The 22,045-nt window shown below is 44.1% G+C and carries 17 protein-coding genes, 1 tRNA gene and 4 pseudogenes; 11 read left to right on the top strand and 11 right to left on the bottom strand.

Going from position 1 to position 22,045, the window contains the following annotated elements; genetic code table 11:
• Window positions 1–14 precede the first annotated feature (14 nt).
• The gene (locus BG32_RS03890) at window positions 15–527 is read right to left on the bottom strand and encodes an adenine phosphoribosyltransferase (protein ID WP_014730306.1); all 513 of its coding nucleotides are present in this window, start codon (window positions 525–527) and stop codon (window positions 15–17) included.
• A 130-nt stretch (window positions 528–657) separates the two neighbouring features.
• Here BG32_RS03890 and BG32_RS03885 point away from each other — a divergent pair, with 130 nt between their 5' ends.
• The 9 genes and pseudogenes from BG32_RS03885 to BG32_RS16170 all read left to right on the top strand — a co-directional run bounded on the left by BG32_RS03885 (window position 658) and on the right by BG32_RS16170 (window position 8,798).
• A complete protein-coding gene (locus BG32_RS03885) occupies window positions 658–1,152 on the top strand; it encodes an NAD(P)H-dependent oxidoreductase subunit E (protein WP_014730305.1) in 495 nt (164 codons plus the stop codon).
• Window positions 1,152–1,529, top strand: a complete 378-nt coding sequence (locus tag BG32_RS03880; protein ID WP_014730304.1) for a ferredoxin — start codon at window positions 1,152–1,154, stop codon at window positions 1,527–1,529. The genes BG32_RS03885 and BG32_RS03880 overlap by 1 nt, the downstream gene beginning before the upstream one ends.
• A 17-nt stretch (window positions 1,530–1,546) precedes the next feature.
• A pseudogene (nuoF, locus tag BG32_RS17060) lies at window positions 1,547–3,345 on the top strand (NADH-quinone oxidoreductase subunit NuoF).
• Window positions 3,346–3,413: 68 nt separating this feature from the next.
• Window positions 3,414–3,911 (top strand): NAD(P)H-dependent oxidoreductase subunit E, encoded by a 498-nt coding sequence (locus BG32_RS03870; protein ID WP_121526417.1) that lies wholly within the window; start codon window positions 3,414–3,416, stop codon window positions 3,909–3,911.
• Window positions 3,912–3,913: 2 nt separating this feature from the next.
• Window positions 3,914–5,535, top strand: a pseudogene (gene nuoF / locus BG32_RS03865) (NADH-quinone oxidoreductase subunit NuoF).
• Window positions 5,536–5,600: 65 nt separating this feature from the next.
• Complete coding sequence (locus tag BG32_RS03860) at window positions 5,601–6,413, top strand: transglycosylase SLT domain-containing protein (RefSeq protein WP_014730300.1); 813 nt, start codon at window positions 5,601–5,603, stop codon at window positions 6,411–6,413.
• The gene (gene aglB, locus BG32_RS03855) at window positions 6,410–7,897 is read left to right on the top strand and encodes a cyclomaltodextrinase (protein WP_121526414.1); all 1,488 of its coding nucleotides are present in this window, start codon (window positions 6,410–6,412) and stop codon (window positions 7,895–7,897) included. The genes BG32_RS03860 and aglB overlap by 4 nt, the downstream gene beginning before the upstream one ends.
• Entirely contained in the window at window positions 7,894–8,238 is a 345-nt protein-coding gene (locus tag BG32_RS16175; RefSeq protein ID WP_259459494.1) for a DMT family transporter, read from the top strand. Before aglB ends, BG32_RS16175 begins: the two co-directional genes overlap by 4 nt.
• 62 nt (window positions 8,239–8,300) lie before the next feature.
• Window positions 8,301–8,798: a DMT family transporter gene (locus tag BG32_RS16170; RefSeq protein WP_259459493.1), complete on the top strand. Its 498-nt coding sequence runs from the start codon at window positions 8,301–8,303 to the stop codon at window positions 8,796–8,798.
• Here the strand turns inward: BG32_RS16170 and smc are convergent.
• Together smc and BG32_RS03840 are read right to left on the bottom strand one after the other, a co-directional pair.
• Window positions 8,788–12,312, bottom strand: a complete 3,525-nt coding sequence (gene smc / locus BG32_RS03845) for a chromosome segregation protein SMC (RefSeq protein ID WP_121526413.1) — start codon at window positions 12,310–12,312, stop codon at window positions 8,788–8,790. The two genes, BG32_RS16170 and smc, sit on opposite strands and share 11 nt — an antisense overlap.
• Window positions 12,299–13,312, bottom strand: coding sequence for an elongator complex protein 3 (locus tag BG32_RS03840; RefSeq protein WP_259459492.1), 1,014 nt, complete (start codon window positions 13,310–13,312; stop codon window positions 12,299–12,301). Before BG32_RS03840 ends, smc begins: the two co-directional genes overlap by 14 nt.
• 263 nt (window positions 13,313–13,575) lie before the next feature.
• Here BG32_RS03840 and BG32_RS03835 point away from each other — a divergent pair, with 263 nt between their 5' ends.
• Window positions 13,576–14,514 (top strand): asparagine synthetase A, encoded by a 939-nt coding sequence (locus BG32_RS03835; protein WP_014730295.1) that lies wholly within the window; start codon window positions 13,576–13,578, stop codon window positions 14,512–14,514.
• A 25-nt stretch (window positions 14,515–14,539) separates the two neighbouring features.
• Here BG32_RS03835 and BG32_RS03830 read toward each other — a convergent pair.
• From BG32_RS03830 to BG32_RS03815, 4 genes and pseudogenes are all read right to left on the bottom strand, one after another.
• Window positions 14,540–14,614: transfer RNA gene (locus tag BG32_RS03830), tRNA-Asn, on the bottom strand.
• A 49-nt stretch (window positions 14,615–14,663) separates the two neighbouring features.
• A complete protein-coding gene (locus BG32_RS03825; protein WP_121526409.1) occupies window positions 14,664–15,038 on the bottom strand; it encodes a DUF1667 domain-containing protein in 375 nt (124 codons plus the stop codon).
• Complete coding sequence (locus tag BG32_RS03820; RefSeq protein WP_121526407.1) at window positions 15,038–16,273, bottom strand: NAD(P)/FAD-dependent oxidoreductase; 1,236 nt, start codon at window positions 16,271–16,273, stop codon at window positions 15,038–15,040. The genes BG32_RS03825 and BG32_RS03820 overlap by 1 nt, the downstream gene beginning before the upstream one ends.
• Window positions 16,270–17,711 (bottom strand): annotated as a pseudogene (locus BG32_RS03815) (NAD(P)/FAD-dependent oxidoreductase). Before BG32_RS03815 ends, BG32_RS03820 begins: the two are co-directional and overlap by 4 nt.
• Window positions 17,712–17,899: 188 nt before the next feature.
• Here BG32_RS03815 and BG32_RS03810 point away from each other — a divergent pair.
• Window positions 17,900–18,442 carry a glycerol-3-phosphate responsive antiterminator gene (locus BG32_RS03810; RefSeq protein WP_014730291.1) on the top strand — a complete coding sequence of 181 codons (543 nt, stop codon included), beginning with the start codon at window positions 17,900–17,902 and terminating at the stop codon, window positions 18,440–18,442.
• On the opposite strand, the gene BG32_RS03805 is transcribed toward BG32_RS03810, so the two are convergent.
• The 4 genes and pseudogenes from BG32_RS03805 to BG32_RS03790 form a co-directional block, all read right to left on the bottom strand.
• Window positions 18,443–19,273, bottom strand: coding sequence for an ABC transporter permease (locus BG32_RS03805; protein WP_121526406.1), 831 nt, complete (start codon window positions 19,271–19,273; stop codon window positions 18,443–18,445).
• A gap of 11 nt (window positions 19,274–19,284) precedes the next feature.
• Window positions 19,285–20,238: an ABC transporter permease gene (locus BG32_RS03800; protein WP_014730290.1), complete on the bottom strand. Its 954-nt coding sequence runs from the start codon at window positions 20,236–20,238 to the stop codon at window positions 19,285–19,287.
• A 14-nt stretch (window positions 20,239–20,252) separates the two neighbouring features.
• On the bottom strand, window positions 20,253–21,749 hold the full coding sequence (locus tag BG32_RS03795) for an ABC transporter substrate-binding protein (protein ID WP_014730289.1): 1,497 nt from the start codon (window positions 21,747–21,749) through the stop codon (window positions 20,253–20,255).
• Between the two features lie 23 nt (window positions 21,750–21,772).
• Window positions 21,773–22,045 (bottom strand): annotated as a pseudogene (locus BG32_RS03790) (hypothetical protein); the annotation flags it as partial.

The raw sequence follows: 22,045 nt of genomic DNA, 5'->3' as shown, positions 1-22,045 counted from the left end.
TCTTCAAACCTCCACTAGTAAGTAATAAGAGTCTCCACACTGTACCTGGATAGCCTCTTTCTAGGTTCAAGAAATCCAAGTTCTGCCAGGCAAAGAATTTCAACGACTTCTCCTCCGCTTTCTTCGATCATTTCAGCAATCGCCTGCATGGTTCCACCTGTGGCCAGGATATCGTCTACAATAAGAACTCTGTCTCCTCTGTTGATTGCATCTACGTGCATTTGAAGAGTGGCTCTACCATACTCTAATTCATACTCGATTTCCTTTGTTTTATATGGAAGCTTCCCCGGTTTTCTAACCGGTACAAGGGCCTTTCCTATCTCAAAAGCAAGAGGAGCCGCAAAAATGAAACCTCTTGCTTCCGGAGCCACCATTATATTGAAATCAACTTTCATCGCTTTTTCCGACAACCTCAATATACACTCTCTAAAAGCCAACGGATCCTTTAACAATGGAGTGACGTCTTTGAAAACTACACCTTCCTTAGGAAAGTTTGGAACATCACGGACAAAGGATTCTAGATCCATCTAATCTCCTCCTCATAAGGCTCCTTGAACATGGGTTATTTTAACACAGGAATCAGCCCATTTCTCTAGGTGCATGTTATAATGCATGTGTGAAATAAATAACATTCTTTCCTCAAAGGAGGTGCATGGTTTGTCTCTTGTTAATTGCCCGGAATGCCAGCAGCTCTATAAAGAGCTTGACGAGTACATAGACTCGGTGAAAGGCAACACGGGGGTATTAATTAATGTACTCCACAAAGCACAGGAGATCTTCGGGTACTTGTCCGAAGAACTCCAGCAACACGTGTCAGAGAAACTAGATATTCCTTTGAGTCAGGTATATGGAGTCGTTACTTTTTATAACTTCTTCAGCATGAAACCAAAGGGGAAAAATCAAATAAAAGTCTGCCTGGGAACTGCCTGCTATGTTAAGGGTGCAGATAAAATTCTCGAAAGACTTCAAGACGAACTGAATGTTGAAATGAACGAACCAACCTCCGATGGGCTTTTTTCGATTCATGCTGTCAGATGTCTGGGTGCTTGCAGTATGGCCCCGGTTGTCTTGATTGGCGAAGATGATTACTACGGAAGAGTCAGCCCAGACGAGGTTTCCAAGATTCTGGACAAATACAGGAGGGCCGAGTAATGGCGAAGATTAAGAGCCTTGAGGAACTTATGAAAATCAAAGAGAACGCAATGAAGGGCCTTAAGATGCGTAACTCAGGCAAAAGAGGAAAAGTGATAGTGGCAATGGGTACGTGTGGAATTGCTGCGGGTGCAAAGGATACGCTTAGGGCAATAGTTGATTCACTTGAAGAAAAGGGAATCGACGATGTCTCCGTCGTTCAGTCAGGTTGTTTTGGTCTCTGCGATGCTGAACCAACAATAGAGGTTCATCTTGAAGGATCCGATCCAATAATATATGGACATGTTACCCCGGCTCAGGCAAAGAGAGTGGTCGAACAACACATAGTCGGGGGAAAAGTTGTCGGAGATCTTATAGTGAAAAGAGGAGAACTATAACGAAGAGGTGATTACGGGTGCCCGCAGTTGAAAACACGGTGCTGATCTGTGCTGGAGGGGCCTGCATTTCGGCAGGCGAGAAGAGTGTCAAAGGCATTTTTGAGGAAACCCTGAGAAAGTATTCGCTAGATAACGTTGTCAGAGTTGTAGAAACTGGATGCATGGGCGCTTGCGACCTCGGCCCAATGCTTGTGATTTACCCTGAAGGTGTCTTCTATCAGAAGATCACTCCAGAAAACGCGTCTCGAATTGTAGAAGAGCATATTCTAAAGGGTAGAGTAGTTGAAGATCTACTTTACAGAGGAGATGCGGGGGATCTAAGAGAGAGACCTCAGGAGGAACTGCCCTTTTTCACAGAGCAGGTGAGAATTGCGACCAGAAACCTGGGAGTAATCGATCCTCTTTCCATAGATGAGTACATTGCTAGAGATGGCTACTTCGCGCTGCATAAAGTCCTTTTTGAAATTGGTATTGACGATGTAATCGAAATACTCAGGAAGAGTGAACTTAAGGGCAGGGGCGGAGCAGGATTTCCAACCTGGATGAAGTGGGACTTCACTAAAAAGGCGGAAGGTGACACAAAATACGTTATTTGTAACGCGGATGAAGGTGACCCTGGCGCATTCATGGATAGAGCGGTCCTTGAGGGTGACCCCCACTCGATAGTTGAAGCCATGACTATTGCTGCACGAGTTGTTGGTGCTCAGAAGGGTTTCGTGTATGTACGAGCTGAATATCCGCTGGCAATCGAAAGGCTTACTCACGCTATGAAAATGGCTAGAGAATATGGTTTCCTGGGCGAAAACATTCTTGGTACTGACTTTTCATTCGACCTCGAGATCAGAATCGGAGCAGGCGCATTTGTTTGCGGCGAGGAAACTGCACTGATCAATTCGATTGAAGGAAGAGGGGAATACCAAGAGTTAAACCTCCCTTTCCCGCAAATAAAGGACTCTGGCAAAAACCTACCCTTCTGAACAACGTAGAGACTTTTGCCAATATACCACCCATAATCAATAATGGCGGCGAATGGTTCAGCCAGTTTGGGGTAGAAGGGTCGAGAGGAACCAAGGTCTTCGCCCTTGCCGGGAATGTTAAAAACACGGGCCTGGTCGAAGTACCTATGGGAATCACTTTGAGAAAGCTGATATTCGAAATAGGCGGGGGCGTGCCCGGTGGGAAGAAACTGAAAGCAATCCAGACCGGAGGACCAAGCGGAGGATGCATTCCTTTAGAACTGATCGATACCCCAATAACATACGACAACATGAAGAAACTGGGAACTATAATCGGTTCCGGTGGAATGATTGTAATGGATGAAGACAGCTGTATGGTCGATGTTGCAAAATACTTCCTTGAGTTCACGGTCGAAGAGTCATGCGGTCAGTGTACGCCTTGTCGAGATGGAACGAGAAGGATGCTTGAAATCCTTGAAAGAATTACTAGTGGGGAAGGTACTATGGAAGATCTCCAACTTCTGAAAGATCTTGGCGAGAACATCATGGCAACTTCTCTTTGTGGACTTGGCCAGACGGCTCCACAGCCGGTAATATCGACGATGCGTTATTTCTGGAACGAATACGAAGCACATGTGAAGGACGGAAGATGCCCCGCCAAGAAGTGCAAATCTCTGACACGTGTAGTGATAGACAAAGAAAAATGCGTGGGTTGTACCGCTTGCTCAAGAGTTTGCCCTGTGGAAGCGATAAGCGGTTCGGTAAGAAAACCCCATGAAATAGATCCGGAAATCTGCACTAGATGCGGTAGTTGTCTTGCAGTCTGCAGATTTGGAGCGATCAGCAAAGTATCTCCGTGAACTTTTTGGAACCCTCTTCATCGGGGGTTTCTTTGCTACTTCGAAGAGGATTGAAGGGAGGAACTTATATGTCTGCTGAAGATGTCCGTTTGACTGTAACAAGAATCTATGAAGATATAAGTGGTCAGAGCCTTGAGAAGGGAGACGTACTAATAAATACTCTTCACACAATTCAAGATCATTACGGCAACTTTATTCCAATCGAAGCGGCAGAAGTGTTGAAGGAATTGACTGGGACACCTCTTTCCAGGATTTATGAGGTTCTTACATTTTACACGATGTTCTCAACTCACAAGAGAGGCAAGTACGTCGTCAGGGTTTGCAAGAGCCTTCCCTGCCATGTAACAGGTGGACAGGCGGTGATAGATTCTTTGAAAAATACGCTTGAGATAGGCTTCGGTGAGACTACTGAAGATGGCTTGTTTACGCTGGAAGAAACTAGTTGTCTCGGTCTCTGCGGAGTCTCCCCCGTTATGATGATAAATGATGAGGCATATGGAAACCTTACCCCAAAAAGAGTCTCCGAAATAATACGCGAGATCGTCTCAAGGGAAAGGAGTGAGTAATCATGAGCAAACCAATCACGGTTCTCGTATCTATAGATTCGAACAGCTTGCTCCTAGGTGCCAGGCACTTAAAGAACTATCTCAATACTCTGGTCGAGAATTACAACCTGAGTTCCATGGTAGAGATTCTTGAAACTGGCTCTTTCGGTGAGTATGGAAGAGGGGTTCTCTTTCTTGTACTCCCCGATGATGTAATGTATTCTGCAAAGTCCGAAGTAGACATTGAGAAAATTGTCCTGGAACACCTTCTAAAGGGTCGAAAAGTAAGAGATCTGGTCGTTGCGGATTTCGATTCTGGAGGAAGTGTTGAAGCTACCAAATCAACGAGTGAAGTGAGAATCGTCCTGAGAAACGCCGGTTCTATCGATCCGCGAAATCTTGAAGAGTACATTGCGCTAGATGGATATCAGGGCCTCGCAAAGGCATTGAGAATGACTCCTGAGGAAGTCATAGAAGAGCTGAAGAAGAGCAACCTCAGAGGAAGAGGAGGGGCCGGCTTTCCAACGGGACTGAAATGGGAGTTTACTCAGAAAGTCAGATCCGATGAGAAGTTCGTGATCTGTAACGCTGACGAAGGCGAACCGGGGACATTTAAGGATCGGTTAATCATGGAGGGTGATCCCCATTCAGTTATAGAAGGCATGGTTATTGCTGGATACGCTGTAGGTGCAAGTAAGGGATACATATATATCAGGGGAGAATACTTCGAATCTGTATCTAGTCTAAGGGACGCGATAAGCAAGGCGTATGAATACGGGCTTTTGGGACAGTCAGTTCTCGGAACGGAGTTTTCATTCGATCTTTCTGTCAGACTGGGTGCAGGAGCATACGTTTGTGGCGAAGAGACTGCTCTTATAGAGTCTATAGAAGGCAAGTCGGGAAGACCTAGGCTGAAACCCCCTTATCCTCCTGTAAGTGGCCTATACGATAAGCCAACAGTAGTCAATAATGTCGAGACTTTTGCCTGTGTTCCACCAATAATAGATAAGGGAGCAGGTTGGTTCCGGTCGATAGGGACACAATCATCACCGGGAACAAAGGTATTTTCTTTGTGCGGGGATCTTGTTAAGAGAGGAATAGTTGAAGTGCCCATGGGAACTTCCGTGAGAGATCTTGTTCACAAATTTGGGGGAGGCATCCCCAAGGGCAGAACCCTAAAAATGGTACAAACAGGCGGCGCTGCGGGAACCTTCATTAAACCAGAAGAGATGGATGCTGAGCTGGATTTTGATTCCTTCAAGAAATCTGGTGCATCCCTGGGATCCGGAGTAATCCTCGCGATCGATGAAACTCATTGCGCAGTTGATATCGCAAAGAATCTCATGGAGTTCTTCGCTCACGAATCCTGCGGAAAGTGTTCTCCTTGCAGGGAAGGAACCCGTGTAATCGTGTACATTCTTGATGAGTTCTCAAAGGGAAGAGGAACTGTGGAGATGTTCAACCAGTTATATGACATATCTGAGACAATGGAAGAATCATCTTTCTGCGGCCTCGGCCAGTCTGTCCCAATTCCATTGCGATCTATACTCGACAGGTTTAAGGACGAGTTTCTCTCTCATCTAACTCTCCGGGATGTCCGGTTGGTGTTTGTGAGTTCGATAAACCCGAGAAGAAAAAGAGGTAGAGTCAATAATCAAGAGGCCGGGGCAACCCGGCTTTTTCTCTGCTATAATTGCCGCGAGGTGGAATATGGACAAGGGTAAGAAAATTGACATGATCGTGCTTTCGATTCTTCTTGCATCGATCATCATTTTTTCATTGATACTTACTTCCCTTAGCGCAAAGAATAGACTTGACAGAGTTGCAGCTCTCTCCGTGCTTTATAATGCAGGCCTTGGAGCCGATTATAAGTCCATTCTTGAAAGCCCATCTTACCAGTACGATGACCGTGTGGTTGAAGCATACAGATATTTCACTGACAAGAGCGGCTCACTGAATTATAGATTGAGCAGTTCAGTAAAGATGCACAATGTTTCGGAGAACGATCTTTTCGTTTGCAACCAAACAATATCAGATCTTTCACAGCAAAATGCAAAGAGGAAATGTCCCTACTTAGAAACTAAGATAGCTTCGTTAATTGAGTCCAGCAGTTTACTTTCTGACAGATCCGCAATTTTTAAGAATCGCCTATCAGAGGAGATTTACAATGCCTTAATGGAATTTGCAAATGTGAAAGTTGATATTATAGTTGGAGGCGAAATTAAGACTCTAGATTTGTCTAGACTGGACCCGGAAGTTGTACTATCAATCATGGTAGTTGAATCCTCTTTGAATCCCTTTGCTTTGATGGAAGAAAGAAGTATTGATGAATCATTTTCTGACTATGTGCATTCAAGGGGGCTGATGCAAATCTACGAGATGACGCTTTGGACTTTGAATTCTTGGTTGAAGCAATCCAGGATAAATATTAAACCCCAAGAGCTCTGGTCCATCAGAAACAACATTTTCCTTGGAATGGTCTATCTTGCTTATGCCAATGAATTCCTGGAGGAGAAAAGATGAAAGACTGGCAAAGAGATTCTATCGTCTATCAGATATTCCCAGATAGATTCAAGATTGGCTATGGAAAGAACGTATTTCAAAAACGCGAACAAGGTCATTATCAGCTTCCAAAGCAAGACGTTAGAGATTGGGGAGAAAAACCCGTTGCTTCCGTAGACGGTAGTCATCAATATGATTTCTGGGGAGGTGATCTTGCGGGAATAACCGAAGAGCTAGATTACATAAGAGACCTTGGCGCGAACACTCTTTATTTGAATCCAATATTCTGGGGACACACGAATCATAAGTATGACACTGTTGATTATTTTAAGATAGATCCTGACTTTGGTACGGAAGAAGAATTCCTTCTACTTGTCGAGACTGCTCATTCGAAGGGGCTCAGTATAATACTGGACGGAGTTTTCAATCACGTTGGAGCTTCGGGAAAATGGGCCAACTCTCTTGAGCTATTCGAGGAACCAGGTGCCCTCCAGGGAAATGAGGAATTCAGAAAGTACTTCTTCGAAGGAAAAAAGGGTTTAAGAGGCTGGATGGACTCATGTAATCTTCTTGAGCTCAATCTTGAGAATCCGATCCTTTCAAACATGGTTTTTAGAGGCACTGACTCAGTTGTAGCTCACTGGCTTAAGAAGGGCATAGATGGCTGGAGGTTAGATGTTGCCTATGATCTTGGACCACGAATCTTGAAAGAAATAGTTGCGACCACCAAATCGGTCAGAAGTGACGCAGTTGTTATCGGGGAAATCTGGAACTATCCCGGTGGTTGGCCCGAGCAATCGCATCTGGACGGGCTGATGAATTACTACTTTCGACTGGTAATCTGGGAGGCTCTCAACGGTTATCTTTCCGGACATGACGCACTGAAAATCATCGATGAGGCTATTAAAGAGGCCGGCTTGACTTTCATTTCTAATTCCTGGACTATTCTCTCTTCACACGACGTACCCAGGCTTAAGAACGAGCTCGGATCCTTCCAGAGGGTAAAAGCAGCGCTTGTTCTTCAGTATTGTCTTCCCGGGATTCCCTTGATCTATTATGGCGAGGAAATAGAAATGGATGGAGGCAATGATCCTGAGAACAGGGCTCCGATGGATTGGCAAAGTGTTTCGAAGGAAACAGAGACGCGGATCCTTTTTAAGAAGCTGAACGCAATTCGAGAAACAAAAGCATCACTTCGAGCGGGTAATTTCAAACCCTTGATTTCTTCCGATAGTTCACTCATATCCTTCAAGAGAACTGGCGAAATTGTGGAAGATATGGTTCTTTGCGTAGTCAACCCTACTGCAAACAACATAAAATCGAGAGTTTTTTTGCAGGAGGGTTTCCTTATGAACGGGACAGAAATGAAGGATCTGTTGACTGGAAGAGCATTTAAAGTGTCGTTCGGAACGGTATCTGTTGATCTCGGACCGTTTGAGGCGCTGATTATGGAGCCTTTGATTATCAGATCAGATCTTCATTATTCACCGTATAAAAGATTATGAAAGAGACTGATAGAAGATCCCTAGGTCTTGTTATTCTGGCAACAACGGCAGTGATTTGGGGTGGATCATATATTTTTACCAAGGTGGCCGTCAGTTCACTTCCTCCAATGCTGCTAGCTTTTCTTCGTTTTGCAATTGCAGTCGTTATTCTGTTTCCCATATCCTTAAAGAAGAGGGGTTCTTTCAATACCGTAGATCACAAGAATGCGGCTTTAGCAGGTCTCTCAGGAATCACATTTTATTTTTTCTTTGAAAATTATGGTTTGACAATGACGAATGCCGCTGACGCTTCTTTGATTGTATCCACGGCTCCCATACTCACATACTTCTTTATGACCTAATAAGAAAAAAGTACGATCTCTTCGAATACTTGGGGGGTCTCGTAGCTTTCTCGGGACTCTCAGTGATTATTTATTCGGGAAGATTTGCCGATGGCTCTAGCGTAACAGGAAATCTCTTCTCTTTCGGTGCAGCAGTCTCCTGGACGGCATACACTTACTTTTATGAGAAGATTCACAACAGCTCGATATGGACAACTCTAGAAATAATGCTCTGGGGACTTCTCTTTTCCGCGCCCTTTGCTCTTTCAGAAATCCTTCTTTTCAAAAGACCCGTCGTCTTTTCTTTCGGTGCGGTCTCAGGCATTTTGTTCTTAGGGATTTTTGCATCGGCTCTGGGATACATAATGTGGAACAAGGGAATAGATCTTTGGGGAGGAAAGGCGGCTACTCTATGGGTCTACACAATCCCCGTTTTCACCGTAATCGCCGACATTGTTTTTCTCGGAAATTCACCTTCAATGTTGTTTTTTACAGGCTCTGCACTGGTCGGAGCAGGAATGTTATTGGTTATAGGAAGGGAATACAGGCGGCTAGTTTCACACGACAACACTAACCGATAACTGTCTCAACCGACTGCAGTTCGACAGGGATTACTCTTGAAAGACCGTCTGTCATTGTCACTCCATGAAGAACATTTGCAACCTCCATAACAAGTTTGTTATGGGTAACAACAAGAAACTGCGTGTCGGCGGCATGTTTCCTAAGCAACACTCTGAACCTTTCGGCATTGAAATCATCCAGTGGAGCGTCAACTTCATCTAAAACGTAAAAAGGACTGGGTTTTATACTCAGTAACGAGAAAACAAGGGCTATTCCAACAAGTGCCTTTTCCCCACCGGATAGGAGTTGAAGCTTCTGAATCTTTCTTCCAGGTCTCCTGACTGTGATCTCCAAACCGGTCTCAAGTAAGTCTTCACCAGGGATTATCTTTATCTCGCCTTCTCCTCCGTCGAAAATCTCCTCAATGTACCGATTGAAGTTCTCGTTCACACTGTTGAAGGTTTCCATGAAGATATTCTTCGCCTTAGCATCTGTCTTATCAATCAGTTCGATAAGTTTTACTTTAGCTTCTTCTAGATCCTTCCTCTGCTCATCGAGTTCTTGATACTCCCTATCTACAACACCATACTCATCAATAGCCTCAAGATCAACGCTTCCAAGAAACTTTAGTTTGTTCTCGTAATCGTCAAGTTCCACCTTGATGTCTTGAAGTTTCTCTTCGGAAAGAATCTCGACCTCTTCTTCGACTTCATCTAATTCTTCTCTCACTCTTGACAGTTTCATCTCGCTCTCTTGAATGTGCATCTCAAGTTTGTGAGATTTGTCCCGAAGTTTTTCTCTCTCCGCTTTCATTTCATTTATCTCTTCTTCGGCCTCTTGAAGGGCAGAAAACCTTTGCTCTTTCCCTTCCCTTTGATTTCTTATGCTCGAAAAGAGGTTTTCCGTTTCTTTCTTGACTGAGGTTAGCTCTCTTTCCTGATCCGCCACCTGTCTTCTCAGCCGTTCCGTCTCCGATTCGACTTCTGAGACTTCTCGAGAAAGAAGATCGATGTTCTCCTGATCAGCTTTGCTCTTTTGAATTAAGGAACTGTGTTCCTTTGTGTACTGTTCCTGCTTCTCGTATAGAGTGGATAGCCTAAGCCTGGTATCGACAATCTTTTCTTGAAGCTGTTCAAGGGCTTTCTTCTGTTTCTTAAGCTCTTCAGATTCCTCTTCAACTTTGCGTTGTAGTTCAGAGCGCTCTTCTTTGAGAGCAGATTGTTCTCCAACAAGAACTTCCTTCTTTCTAGAATTTTCTTCCATCCTTCTAGTATATTCGTTTTCAAGTTTCTGGAGCTCAGCTATCTCTTCCTCGACTTCCTGAGCAGATTTCAGCAATTCCGCTATCATTCTGTTTATTGCCGCCCCCTTTGAAGCCAATTCATTGAGCTCTTCTTGCAGCGCCTTCAGATATCCACGGACCTCTGTCATCTCGTCCCTAAGTCTTTCAATCTGCTTATTACCGAGCTGTATTTGCTTCTCCAGTTCGTCTTCTCTTTCAACAAGTTCTTGGATCCGTCTCTTCCTGGAGAGTAGATCGGTTCGAGTTTCTTCTCCAATAAACCCTCCGGTAATGGATCCACCGCTACTCAACAACTGGCCATCGACGGATACAATTCTACCAATAAAACCTTCTGATCTCCTCATTTCAATCGCATCATCAAGGGTTCTTGCTACAATTGAGTTTCCGAAAAGGTAAACCGGTAGTTTCTCGAAACCATCCGGGATTTCTACAAGCCTGGCAGCGTAGTTGATGAAGCCTGGATGCGACTCAACCCTTGAGAAATTTCTGAAACTGCCTTCAATCATGTCAATGGGAAGCAAGGTTACCCGACCTATCTTATACGATTTGAGGAATTCGATTATTCTCTTTGCGGTTATTGAGTCGTCAACCACTATATCCTGCATACGGTATCCTAGAAGAACTGTTATAGCGGTTTCAAAGGATTCTGGTACCTGTATGATGTTTGCAACAACATCTCTGAGTCCCGCAAAGCTCTCCTTTCTCGAGAAGACTTCTCTGACTGCTTTGGAGAATCCCTGATATTCTTCTTGCTGCCTTTGGAGTAAGCCCCTTTCCATTTGAGATCTTCTAAACTCGCTTTCATTGCTTGAAAGACGATCCCTAGCTTTCTCTAATTCTGCATCCAGCTCAACGAGTCTTTCTTTCGAGGCGCTTACTTCCGCTTCAACTTTTCGTTGTTTATCTGAACTTTCCTTGCCCTGTTTTGCTAGAGACTCGGTTTCTTCCTTGAGGGTTTCGAACCTATCTCTTTTCGTTTCCAGTTGGTTTTCGATTAGGCGCAATCTCTTACTTGTGTCTTCCCTGCTATTTTCAAGTCTCTCGAGCTCATTCTCAATCTTTGAAAGCCTCTTCGAAATAGACTCAAAGGTCTCTTGATGCTTGAGCCATTCTCGTTCTCTCGCGCTGTAATTTTTTAAAAGGGAGTCCCGTTCCTCTTCAGACAAAGAGAGGGCAGTTTCTTCATCTGAAACCTGTTGCTCGAGGCTCTCGATAATTAACTTAATCTCATCCTTTCTCTTATCGAGATCCTCGATTTCCGATCTGAAATTGTCAATCCGGGTTGAGATTTCTATCAATCTATTCTCTTTTTCGTTCAGTCTTCTTGAGTACATCTCTTTGAGCTCCAACAAGTCGTTTTGCCGTTTCTTATACTCTTCGAGAAGTTTCGTGAACCCTTCGATTTCTTTGTCAACTTCTGAGAACTCTGCCCTTAAAGCTGACCATTTAGACTCGCCTTCAATTAACTTCTTCTGAAGATCTTTTAACTCGTTACGAACCTCTCCTAGATCTCCATTAAGAGTCCCAAGTTTCTCCTCTTCGAGTCTTGCGATATTGCCGAAGAAGAGATTCTTCAGCTCCTTCTGTTTCGCAGAATACTCAACGAACTTCTCAGCCCTTTTTGCTTTTAGATAAAGAGACTTACGTTGTTTGCCAAGCTCAAAAATTATGTCTTCAAGTCTGCTTAGATTTTCTTCCGTTGCCGCCAACTTTCCCAGCGCTTCTTTCTTCCTCTCTTTGTACACCGCAGTACCGGCAGCCTCTTCAATGAGAGCCCTCAGCTCGTATGGCGAGGCCGTCACTACCTTATCGACCTGTCCCTGCCCAACTATAGAGTATATATCCATTCCAACACCGGTTCCCTGGAATAGCTCCTTTATATCCTTCAGTCTGGACTGTTTGTCATTGACTTTGTAAGACGACTGTCCATCTCTAGATATCTCCCGCGCAATTGAAAAGATTCCTTCCTCTGATTCGAATACAAGTTTGACTTCAGCGGAGTTTGAAGGTGGAAATCTCTCTGAACCGTTGAAGATGACATCTTCCCTGCTGTCGGCCCTGATGTTTTTCATAGACTGCTCGCCAAATATCCATCTTATCGCGTCAACAACATTCGATTTTCCACTGCCATTGGGTCCGACTACCGCAGTCATGCCCGATGAGACCTCGAATCTAGTTGGCATGGCGAAGCTCTTGAATCCTTTTATGTAAACTGAATTAAGCCTCAGCATAAACTCCCTCCAGAACCCTTTCTTTGATCCGTCTCATATAAAGAGAAACATCGATTTCCTCACCATCGTGAGCGAAGTCTATAAGAATCCCCTCCTTACGGGCTTCCTCGACAATTCCCTTCTTATGACCTGTGAAAAATGGTTTGAATTTATTATGAAGTCTTAGCTCGTTTCTCTTCATTTCCCCGGAAAATGCCCTGACGATTTCAAGGAAAAGTCTATCACGCACGAGTTCTCCAATCGCAGGGTGAAATGGACCGGCCACCACGTTGTCTATCTGCTTTCCATACAGACAGATACCAATCCTGTTTATCTTCACATTCGATGTCGAGAGCAGAAGGTACATTTTCCAGAGAATCTCAATAGACTCCTGGAGGTCAAGAGGCGAAAATCTACGAAGTTTGTATTCATTCTCAAGAAGAGAACCCTTCAAAATCACCAGAGGATGAAGCCTAACGGAAGAGGCACCTACTCTGATAGCCTCTCTGGTCGAGTGAATGTCCTTACTCTCTGAGTCTTCGGGTAGCCCGGTCATCAAGTGAATGCCAAATTTGATTCCGTTGCTATTCAACAAGTGAGTTGCTTTATAAACATCGCTGGTGTTGTGGTCTCTGTTAGATTTCTCCAGAACAGTATCATCAAAAGACTGGACTCCAAGCTCGATAAAGTTTACCGGATAAGGTTTCAAATACTCTACTAACCTCTCGGATATGAGCCCCGGAGAGGTGGAGAATCTGATCCCCTTTATCTGACCTGCTTTGAAGAACTCAGTTGCAACCTCCAGGTACTTCTGCTGATTACCAAACCCGGTAAATGTGCCACCATAAAATGCAAGCTCCACATCCTCTGGATGTCTAAAGAATGAAAGATACTTCTCTACAGTGGAAATGATCTCTTTCTCATCGGGAACTCCAGTGACTCCAGTGGCGGAGTATTCATTACAGAATATGCATTGCGTTCTGCAACCCTCATGTGGAACGAAAATTGGAATAATATTCATACTAGTATTATAAACCGATTGAGCACTATTTAACAAAGATACTTCAACAAATCTTAAACGAAATGCTTTCTGTGTTACTTTGCAGATGGTAGAATGAATCATTCAGGAGGAAGGAATATGGAAAGATTGATTTTAGTTTCATACAGTATAGCACTTTCTAATAATAACTGGCCGGGATCGGTCAGTTAATCTTTGCGTTTCAACAAAAAAGATTAGAAGGCCGATGGTTATCCATCGGCCTTAATTTTTGAAGGGGTGAGAAAATGGAAAGCATCGGGAGACTCAGTTCTAGAGTGTTGGAGCACCTTAGTGATCCGGTTGTGAAGTCGGCAGTTAAAGTAAAATCTGCAATTCTGGGAGAAGCAAGCAGTTTTCTTAGGGGAAAGAACTTTGTCGAGCTACTTCCTACTATTGTATCTCCGATCACCGATCCACTTAATCACGAAGTTCACACCACAAGGTTCACTTACTACGATCAGGAGTATCGCCTTACGCAGTCAATGATATTTCACAAGCAACTAGCGTGTAAATCATTCGAAAGGATCTTCATTGTTTCTCCGAATGTAAGACTTGAAACATCGGAAAAGGCACTTTCAGGAAGACATCTCTTTGAGTTCAGTCAAATTGATCTTGAAATCCGGAACGCAAAGAGAGAGCAAATAATGTCTCTCATCGAAGACCTCATAATTACAGTAATGCTTTCAGTAAAGAGAAATTGCAGCGAAGAAATGGATTTTCTTTCCTCGGATCCTTCGATTCCTTCAAAACCCTTTGCTACGGTGAAATTCATGGACGCTTATGAACAGTATGGAAAAGACTTTGAAACGATACTATCCGCCAGTTTTAGCGAGCCGTTTTGGTTAATTGATTTCCCAATATGGGAGAGGGAATTCTATGACTTGTTGTCGGAAGATAAGAGAACACTCAAGGATATGGATCTAATACTTCCTCATGGATTTGGTGAAACTCTGTCCGGAGGAGAACGAGAATGGGAGCATCAGAGAATCCTTGAAAGAATGGGTTTCAAAGGCAACGACCCTGAAGAACTCTCATGGTACATGGATATCGCAGAAGGAGGAGAGCTTGTTCCGACTGCAGGTTGTGGAATTGGTGTCGAAAGACTGACAAGATATGTCTGTTCTCTAGACAACGTTTCAAGAACAAGACTCTTTCCCAAGGTCCCAGGACAGAGCTGGATATAAAAAACTCCCCCAACAGGGGGAGTTCTGGCTCCAGCGGAGGGACTCGAACCCCCAACCGTCCGGTTAACAGCCGGATGCTCTGCCATTGAGCCACGCTGGAACACAATGATTATTTTAACCCGAATCAAACGTTATTTCAAGTAGTAGGATTAAGGAAGAAAAGTTTGAATTCTCTTCACAGGACGCGTGGCAATGAGCGCAGTCCCCTGGCCATCGATATCATCCATAAGGACGTCTCCAATCTGTACAGGAGCTTCAACTGAAAGTTTTCTGACCAAATCCATTTTCTCCTTTATAATCGACCTGTCAATTGCGCCAGATGTCTTCACGGAAACTAGGGGAATCTCCCCGTTGATGACTTTTACGCTTGTTGTAAGTATTCTCTTCGGCATGATTAATTCATTTAAAGCATATTCTTTTCCTCTAGGACATCTGTTACCCCTTATCTCATACTCGCTTCCGCTTTTTCTAACTGAAATTTTGCAACTAACCGGGCAAATTACACAAGTTATGTGTCTCTCCATTAGTGCACCTCCACCGTTAACCGTTTTGCGTCAATAAGAGGCATCAGCTTCTCTTTTTTAATAACCATCTGAATCATCTCACTGGGAACCCCATAAGAGAAACTCTTCTCGAGCCCTAGTTCCTTTAGAACTAGAGTGCCCTCGTCCATAGGGTTTTTCAATCTTACATACAGGCGTACGTGCTCATCCATATCCACTATGCCAGGCACAACAACTCCCACATTATCTCCCCTAACAACGGGAACCCTGTCCCCAGAAGTATTCTTGCCGAGCGCATAGAGAGCAGCATGACGGCCGGCTATCCAGCCCTCGGCGGCTACATAATCCACGAGATCGAATACCGCAACATTGTTTCCCGCCGCAAAAACACCCTCTACGGAGCTTTCACCTGTGTTTGAAACAACAAAACCTCTATTGATAGGATCGATAGTCAAATCATCATCGAAATCCTCAACCTGTGGAAGCAACCCGGCAGAAAGTATTAAAGTGTCAACTTTCAGCCGGCTGGAAGTGCCCGGTATCGGAACGAATCTCTCACCGACCTTAGTTATTTCAACTTCTTCAAGCCTTCCCTTTCCGAAGACTTTGGTCACAGTTGTCGAAAGGAGAAGGGGAATATCATAATCTTCAAGGCACTGAACAATGTTTCTTGTAAGACCTCCGGGATATGGCATCCGTTCTATTACAGCGACTACTTCTACACCTTCAAGTGTCAGTCTTCTTGCCATTATCAACCCGATATCCCCTGATCCTAGTACAACCGCTCTTTTTCCTGGTAGATAATTCTCTAGATTCACATATCTTTGAGCCAAACCTGCCGGCAATATTCCTGACGGTCTATAACCCTGTATCAACAGCGAGCCGAACGGTCTTTCTCTGGCTCCGCTCGATATGACAAGGGCCTTCGCAGAAATTTCAAATGCTCCCTTAGGAGAAAGCACAACTGCTTTTTTCTCCCTCACGTCTATGTGCCGGACATAGGATTCACCGATCATGCTCACCCCTTCTTCACTCATCTCACGTTGAAGGCGAGAGGCAAATTCCGGACCTGTCAGTTCCTCATGGTAGAACTGAAGGCCGAACCCATTATGAATACACTGATTTAGGACACCTCCTGCAATCGGTTCTCTTTCTAGGAGAGTAACGTCAGCTCCAGTTTTTGCAGCACTGAGAGCTGATGACATACCTGCTGCTCCGCCACCTATGATAAGAACGTCTGTGGTGAGTCTGTTCATTGTCTCACCTTCCCATCAACTATCCAGCTTCCCTCGCTGTTCTGTCTAACTTCGGATAGATCCTTCTTGAGCTCTCTAGCCAGAATCTTCGCAATGTTCCAGCTGCAGAAACCGCCCTGACATCTTCCAAAACCCGCTCTAGTTCTAAATTTAATCCCGTCAATTGTTCTTGCTCCATCGCGAATGGCCTGGACTATCTCGGCTTCAGAAACCTCATTGCATTGACAGACGATTCGCCCATACGCAGGGTTTTCATCAATCATCTCAGAGACTTTCCCAGCTGGAAGTTCCTTTATCTTTACTCTCTCTTCAAGACACGGAACAAAATCGTCTCTTCTAACCAGATCGATTCCAGTTTCTGGAACGATCATACTAACTACGAATTCCGCAATTGCGGGGGCTGCAGTCAAACCTGGAGATCTCATAGCCCCCACTGTGATGAAGTTTGCAAGTTCTTCGGCTCTCTTTATGTAGAAATCCTTTTGGACGGTTTCAGGTCTCAGGCCGGCAAATGACTTTATGAACCACTTTGCATTGTCTATTCCCGGGATAAGATATTCTCCAGATTCTCTAACTGAAGTCAGCCCAGAATCAGTAGTGCTAACATCTTCCGGCGAAAACTCGGGTAGTTCAACTGAAGTCGGCCCTAGAAGAACTCCTCCATCAACCGTTGGAACAACTAATTTTCCCTTTCCTGCAGCGGTTGGAAGCGGAAATATTATCATATTTACTAATTCACTTGCCTTTTTATCCAAAAGGATATACTCACCCTTTCTCAAATGAACCGGGGGCACATTCACGTTAAAGGCTGAAGCAACCTTTTCGTAGAAGAGACCGGCTGCGTTTATTACCAAGTCGGCTTCAATCTTCCTGCCAGAACTTAGAAATACTTCGGTGACCCTTCCTTCATTGATCTTCCCGCCTATGACTTCTTCACCTGCGACAACCTCGCCCCCGTTTGCGGCAACATTCATAGCCGAAGCAATTGCCACCATCCAGGCTCAGTGATTCCAGCAGTACCACAAAATAGGGCATAATTAAATTCATCTGAAATGTGAGGTTCCAGCTCTCTAAGCTCATTTTTGCCAACGATTCTGAGATCTTTTACTCCATTGTTGATACCATTTTGAAGTAGCTCCTCAAGTTTTGGAAGCTCGTTTCTGTCCTTTGCTACGACAATCGATCCGGTCCTTTTTACAGGGAATTTCAATTCTTCAGCGAGCTTATCAAACATTAGATTTCCGGGAGCGCAGAACCTAGCTCTTAATGTTCCTGGCGGATCGTCATAGCCACCGTGAAGAATAGCAGAGTTTGCTTTAGTAACTCCCTGTCCTATATCCTCTGATTTCTCAACGAGAACAACCTTAATTCTAAATCTGCTGAGTTCTCGAGCGATTAGAGACCCGACAACTCCACCTCCAATGACTACCGCTTGCATCCAGCACCTCCAAAAAGAAAACCACGCCATACAAAAATGGCGTGGTTCTCTCATAAACTCTACCACGTGTAAAGAATTATATCATATTCCATACACTCAGCCGGAAAAAAAGTGACCCTTCAGAGAACAGGAGGGTTCCTTCTTTCGAAATCAGCGCTTAGTGTATTATTCTACTTAGGAGGGGTTTTATGCTAAAAGGAATTATTGCGGCTTTATGGAACAGAAAAGAGAGACCAGAATCAGTTGTTCCGGAAACGGTTTTCTTCCTAAATGGTGGGCTCTTTGAAATACAGGAGAGGATCGATCGATTCAAAGCTGCTGGAAAGAAGGTCTTCGTGGATATTGATTTTGTTTCTGGGCTTTCTGGCGACGAGGATAGCGTTCTTTATCTTAAGAAGAGCGGAGTCGATGGAATAATCACTGCTAAGCTTAGAATATTCAAACAAGCAGTAAATGCCGGGATGCATCAGAGCCTTTTGAGGTTTTTCGTACTTGACTCGAGGGCCGTTGAAAAGGGAATTCAAACGATCGTATCCAATGGAGTGAGAAACATTGAGATACTGCCTGGGATAGTCGCAGCGAAGGTAGCCCCAAAAATCAGAGTTCATGCACCTGAGACTACCATAGTTGCTGCAGGTCTTATAGACAGCGTTGAGGAAATCGAAATGTTGAAGAACCATGTTGATGGAGTTTCCACTAGTTCCACGGCCTTGTGGACCTATAGATGGTGATTATCTGTTTATTCTAGGATCGAGCACATCTCTCAGCCCATCCCCCAGGATGTTGAGACTCAAAACGATTATAGCTATCATCATTCCAGGAAACAGGACTATCCATGGTGCGCTCAACAAATAGGAGGTTCCCTGGCCAACCATTCCTCCTAGAGTAGGCTCTGGAGGAGGAACTCCTAGACCGAGAAAACCAAGGGAAGCCTCGGTTAGAAGCGCTGTTGAAACATTTGTGGTGAAGGTTACAATCAGGATCGAAGAGATGTTTGGAAGAATGTCTTTAAGCATTATAGAGATATTCTTTTTTCCAAGCGCCTTAGAAGCCTTCACAAAAAGAGTATCCTTTAGAGAAAGCGTTGCTCCCCTTACGGTCCTTGCAAATATCGGCACATAGACAAGGCCGATTGCAAAGATTAGGTTGGACATGCTTGAACCGAAAAGAGCAATTATGAATAGTGCCAAAATAAGCGATGGGAAAGCGAAGAGACTATCCATAATCCTCATGATTATCAGGTCGGTCAGTCCGCCAATATAGCCCGACAACAGCCCCAGCATAGTACCGATTATCGCCGAAATAGCAATCGCACTGGAAGCGATTATTACGCTCTTCTGTATTCCATACATCGACCTTGAGAACACGTCTCTTCCGAACTGGTCTCCACCAAACAGATGATCTATAGAAGGCCTGCTCATAAAGGCATCCATATTCATCTTGTACGGGTCATATGGTGCAACTAAACCAGGGAATAGTGTGATCAGAACAATGACAAAGATCATGATCATGCTAATCGTGTAGATCGGATTACTCACAAGTCTCCGCATTACTCTAAGCATAGTCGCTCACCCTAACGTAGCTCGACACGAGGATCAATTAGTGTATATATAACGTCAACCAAGATATTCAACATTACTATTATTATCCCGATAAAAAGAACAATTCCCTGAACAACGGGATAATCTCTTTCATTGACAACCTGAAGAAGAAGTCTTCCCATTCCGGGAAGGGCAAACATATTCTCTATTACTATGGTTCCACCAAGCAGATAGCCTAGCTGAATACCCGAGAGCGTTACAACAGGAATTAGAGCATTTCTCAAAGAATGCTTGAGAATTACATTTCGGGCACTCACTCCTTTTGCTCTGGCAGTTCTAACGTAATCTTGATTTAGTACATCCAGCATCGATGTTCTGGTAATTCTCAAAATCTGCGCTGCTACCATCAAGCCCATTGTAAGTGAAGGAAGAAACATCACCTGTAGATTAGAAAACGGATCGACTACCGGACTCACATATCCAAATAGGTTGAAATTATCGAAGGCACCAGAAACCAGCACAATTAAGATCGCCCCCACCCAGAAGGATGGGGACGAAAGACCAATTAGACCGATCACTCTCACAAAGTTATCGAGAAAACCATTTCTCTTTATTGCAGAGATTATTCCCATGGGGATTCCAAATAAAAGTGCAAATCCTAATGAGAAAGCGGCCAGTTCAAGAGTAACCGGGAATCTTTCCTTTATCAGTTCGGTTACGGGTCGGCCCGTTCTTAGTGAAGTGCCCAGGTTGAATGAAAGCAGATTCTTAACCCATATTCCATACTGAACAATCAGGGGCTTGTCAAGCCCATATTCGGAATACAGATCCTCTATCTGACTTTCAGTCAGATAATTCTGGGTTCCCAGCATTATATCTATCACATCGCCAGGAACTATGTGAATCGCAATGAACACCATGAACGTGACTAAAAGAACTGTTGGAACTGCAGATAGCAGCCTCCTGATTACGTAACCGAACTCCATATTCTACTCTGAAACTAATCTTTGCTTGTTTCTCTCAAAAACACAAGGCTTTCATTCGCCAATGATCTAAATCCCTTAACGGAATTATTAGAGGCAAATAACGTGTTTGGCGAATAGAGAAAAAGTATTGGTGATTCTTCCACGAGTTTTCTCTGGACTTCTTCATAGATCAGTTTTCTGGCGTTCATATCGGACTCGCTTCTACCCCTATCAAGTAGATCATCGACCTCAGGGTTACTATAGAGAAAGACATTAGTCGATCCTCCAGTTCGGAAAGTCCTGTTGAACTGGATGTCTGGATCTATCGATCCGCTATTCATAGAAATGAAAGAATCGAAATCACTCTCTCTCCACTTGCTGATGAAAATTCCCCACTCAACCAAGTTTATCTTTGCAATGACACCGATTTCTGCCAGCTGAGCCTGGATTACTTGTGCAACCTTATCGAAATTGTATCTCTGCGCAGCAACTATCTCAAATTCGAAGCCATTTGGATAACCGGCTTCTGCAAGTAGCTGCTTCGCCTTTGAAGGATTGTAACTATACTCCTCGAACTGATTGGGTTGCAAAGCCCAGAAATCCAGCTCGGGGTTCAACGGACCCGTAACTGTTGCCTCGTCAAAGGCCACAGCCTTCACTATCATTTCCCTGCTAACGGCGTAACTGAGGGCGTTTCTAACTTCCGGTTTGCTTAGAGGTCCTCTTGTCGTGTTGAAACCGAGCAAATAATAGCTTAGCACTGGCGTCCTGTAAATTACGAACTTGTCTGAGGCTAACTGGTTAAGACTTAGTGGCTCGCTGATCTTTGCAATATCGACGTCCCCATTTCTTAAAGCGGAAACTCTTGTTACCTCTTCGGGCATTATCATCATTTTTATTTCATCGAGATAAGGAAGCCCGGCAACAAAATAGTCTGCATTCTTTCTCAGCCTTATGTAGTTGCCTGCGACAAACTCAGCAATGTAGAAAGGCCCCGTACCATTTGTCTCTAGCTGAAGATTTGCGCCTGACTCGACAAAACTCTTGGAAAGTATAGCGCTGTTAACTCCCGCAAAATTGGGAAGAAGCGAAGAAGCCATCGGGATTTTCAGCTTGAACTCAACCTTGTTTCCGTCTAAAGATCTTATTGTTTCTACCTCGCCGTAATAACTGGCTGCTGGAGCCTTTACTTCGGGATCCCTTATTCTTTCAAAAGTAAAGAGAACATCCTCAACAGTCAAAGTCTCGCCATTGTGGAATTTTACGCCTTCTCGTATTTTGAACACTATTGTGTAGGGATCCACCACTTCGAAATCTTCGGCTAGATTAGGAACGAGATTCATATTTTCATCATACTTCAGAAGACCATCGTAAACGTTCTCAAGAACTCTGTGAGATGCAAATGCGGTAACCAGCGTCGGATCGAATCCTACCGGCTCAGTTTCAATTGCCATAACCAGTACGCTGTCACTTACGCCAAACACTGCTACTGAAAGAAATGTAACTAATACTGCCAAGAGTAATTTCTTCACGCTAACACCTCCAAAATGGAATTCTATTCCTTTCTGCTCTCGAGCAAGACTGGATCATTAGGTTTCTCTACATCATAAACTAACATGCTGTTTCCCGATCTAACTATCAAAAGGCTCCCCTCAACTGAAATCTCATCGACCTGGGTGAGCTCCAAATCCCGAAGAATTACAGGAGAATCTGGAGTACTAATGTCTACAATCGACACTCCCTTATCGGTAGACGCGTAAAGAACACTGCCCGACACCTCTATTTCAAGAACAATGTAGTACCTTCCTACATTAGCCTTTCTCGATCT

It is taken from the genome of Mesotoga sp. HF07.pep.5.2.highcov (assembly GCF_003666285.1).
Classification (GTDB): Bacteria; Thermotogota; Thermotogae; order Petrotogales; family Kosmotogaceae; genus Mesotoga; species Mesotoga prima.
This window is presented reverse-complemented; position numbering and strand designations above follow the sequence as displayed.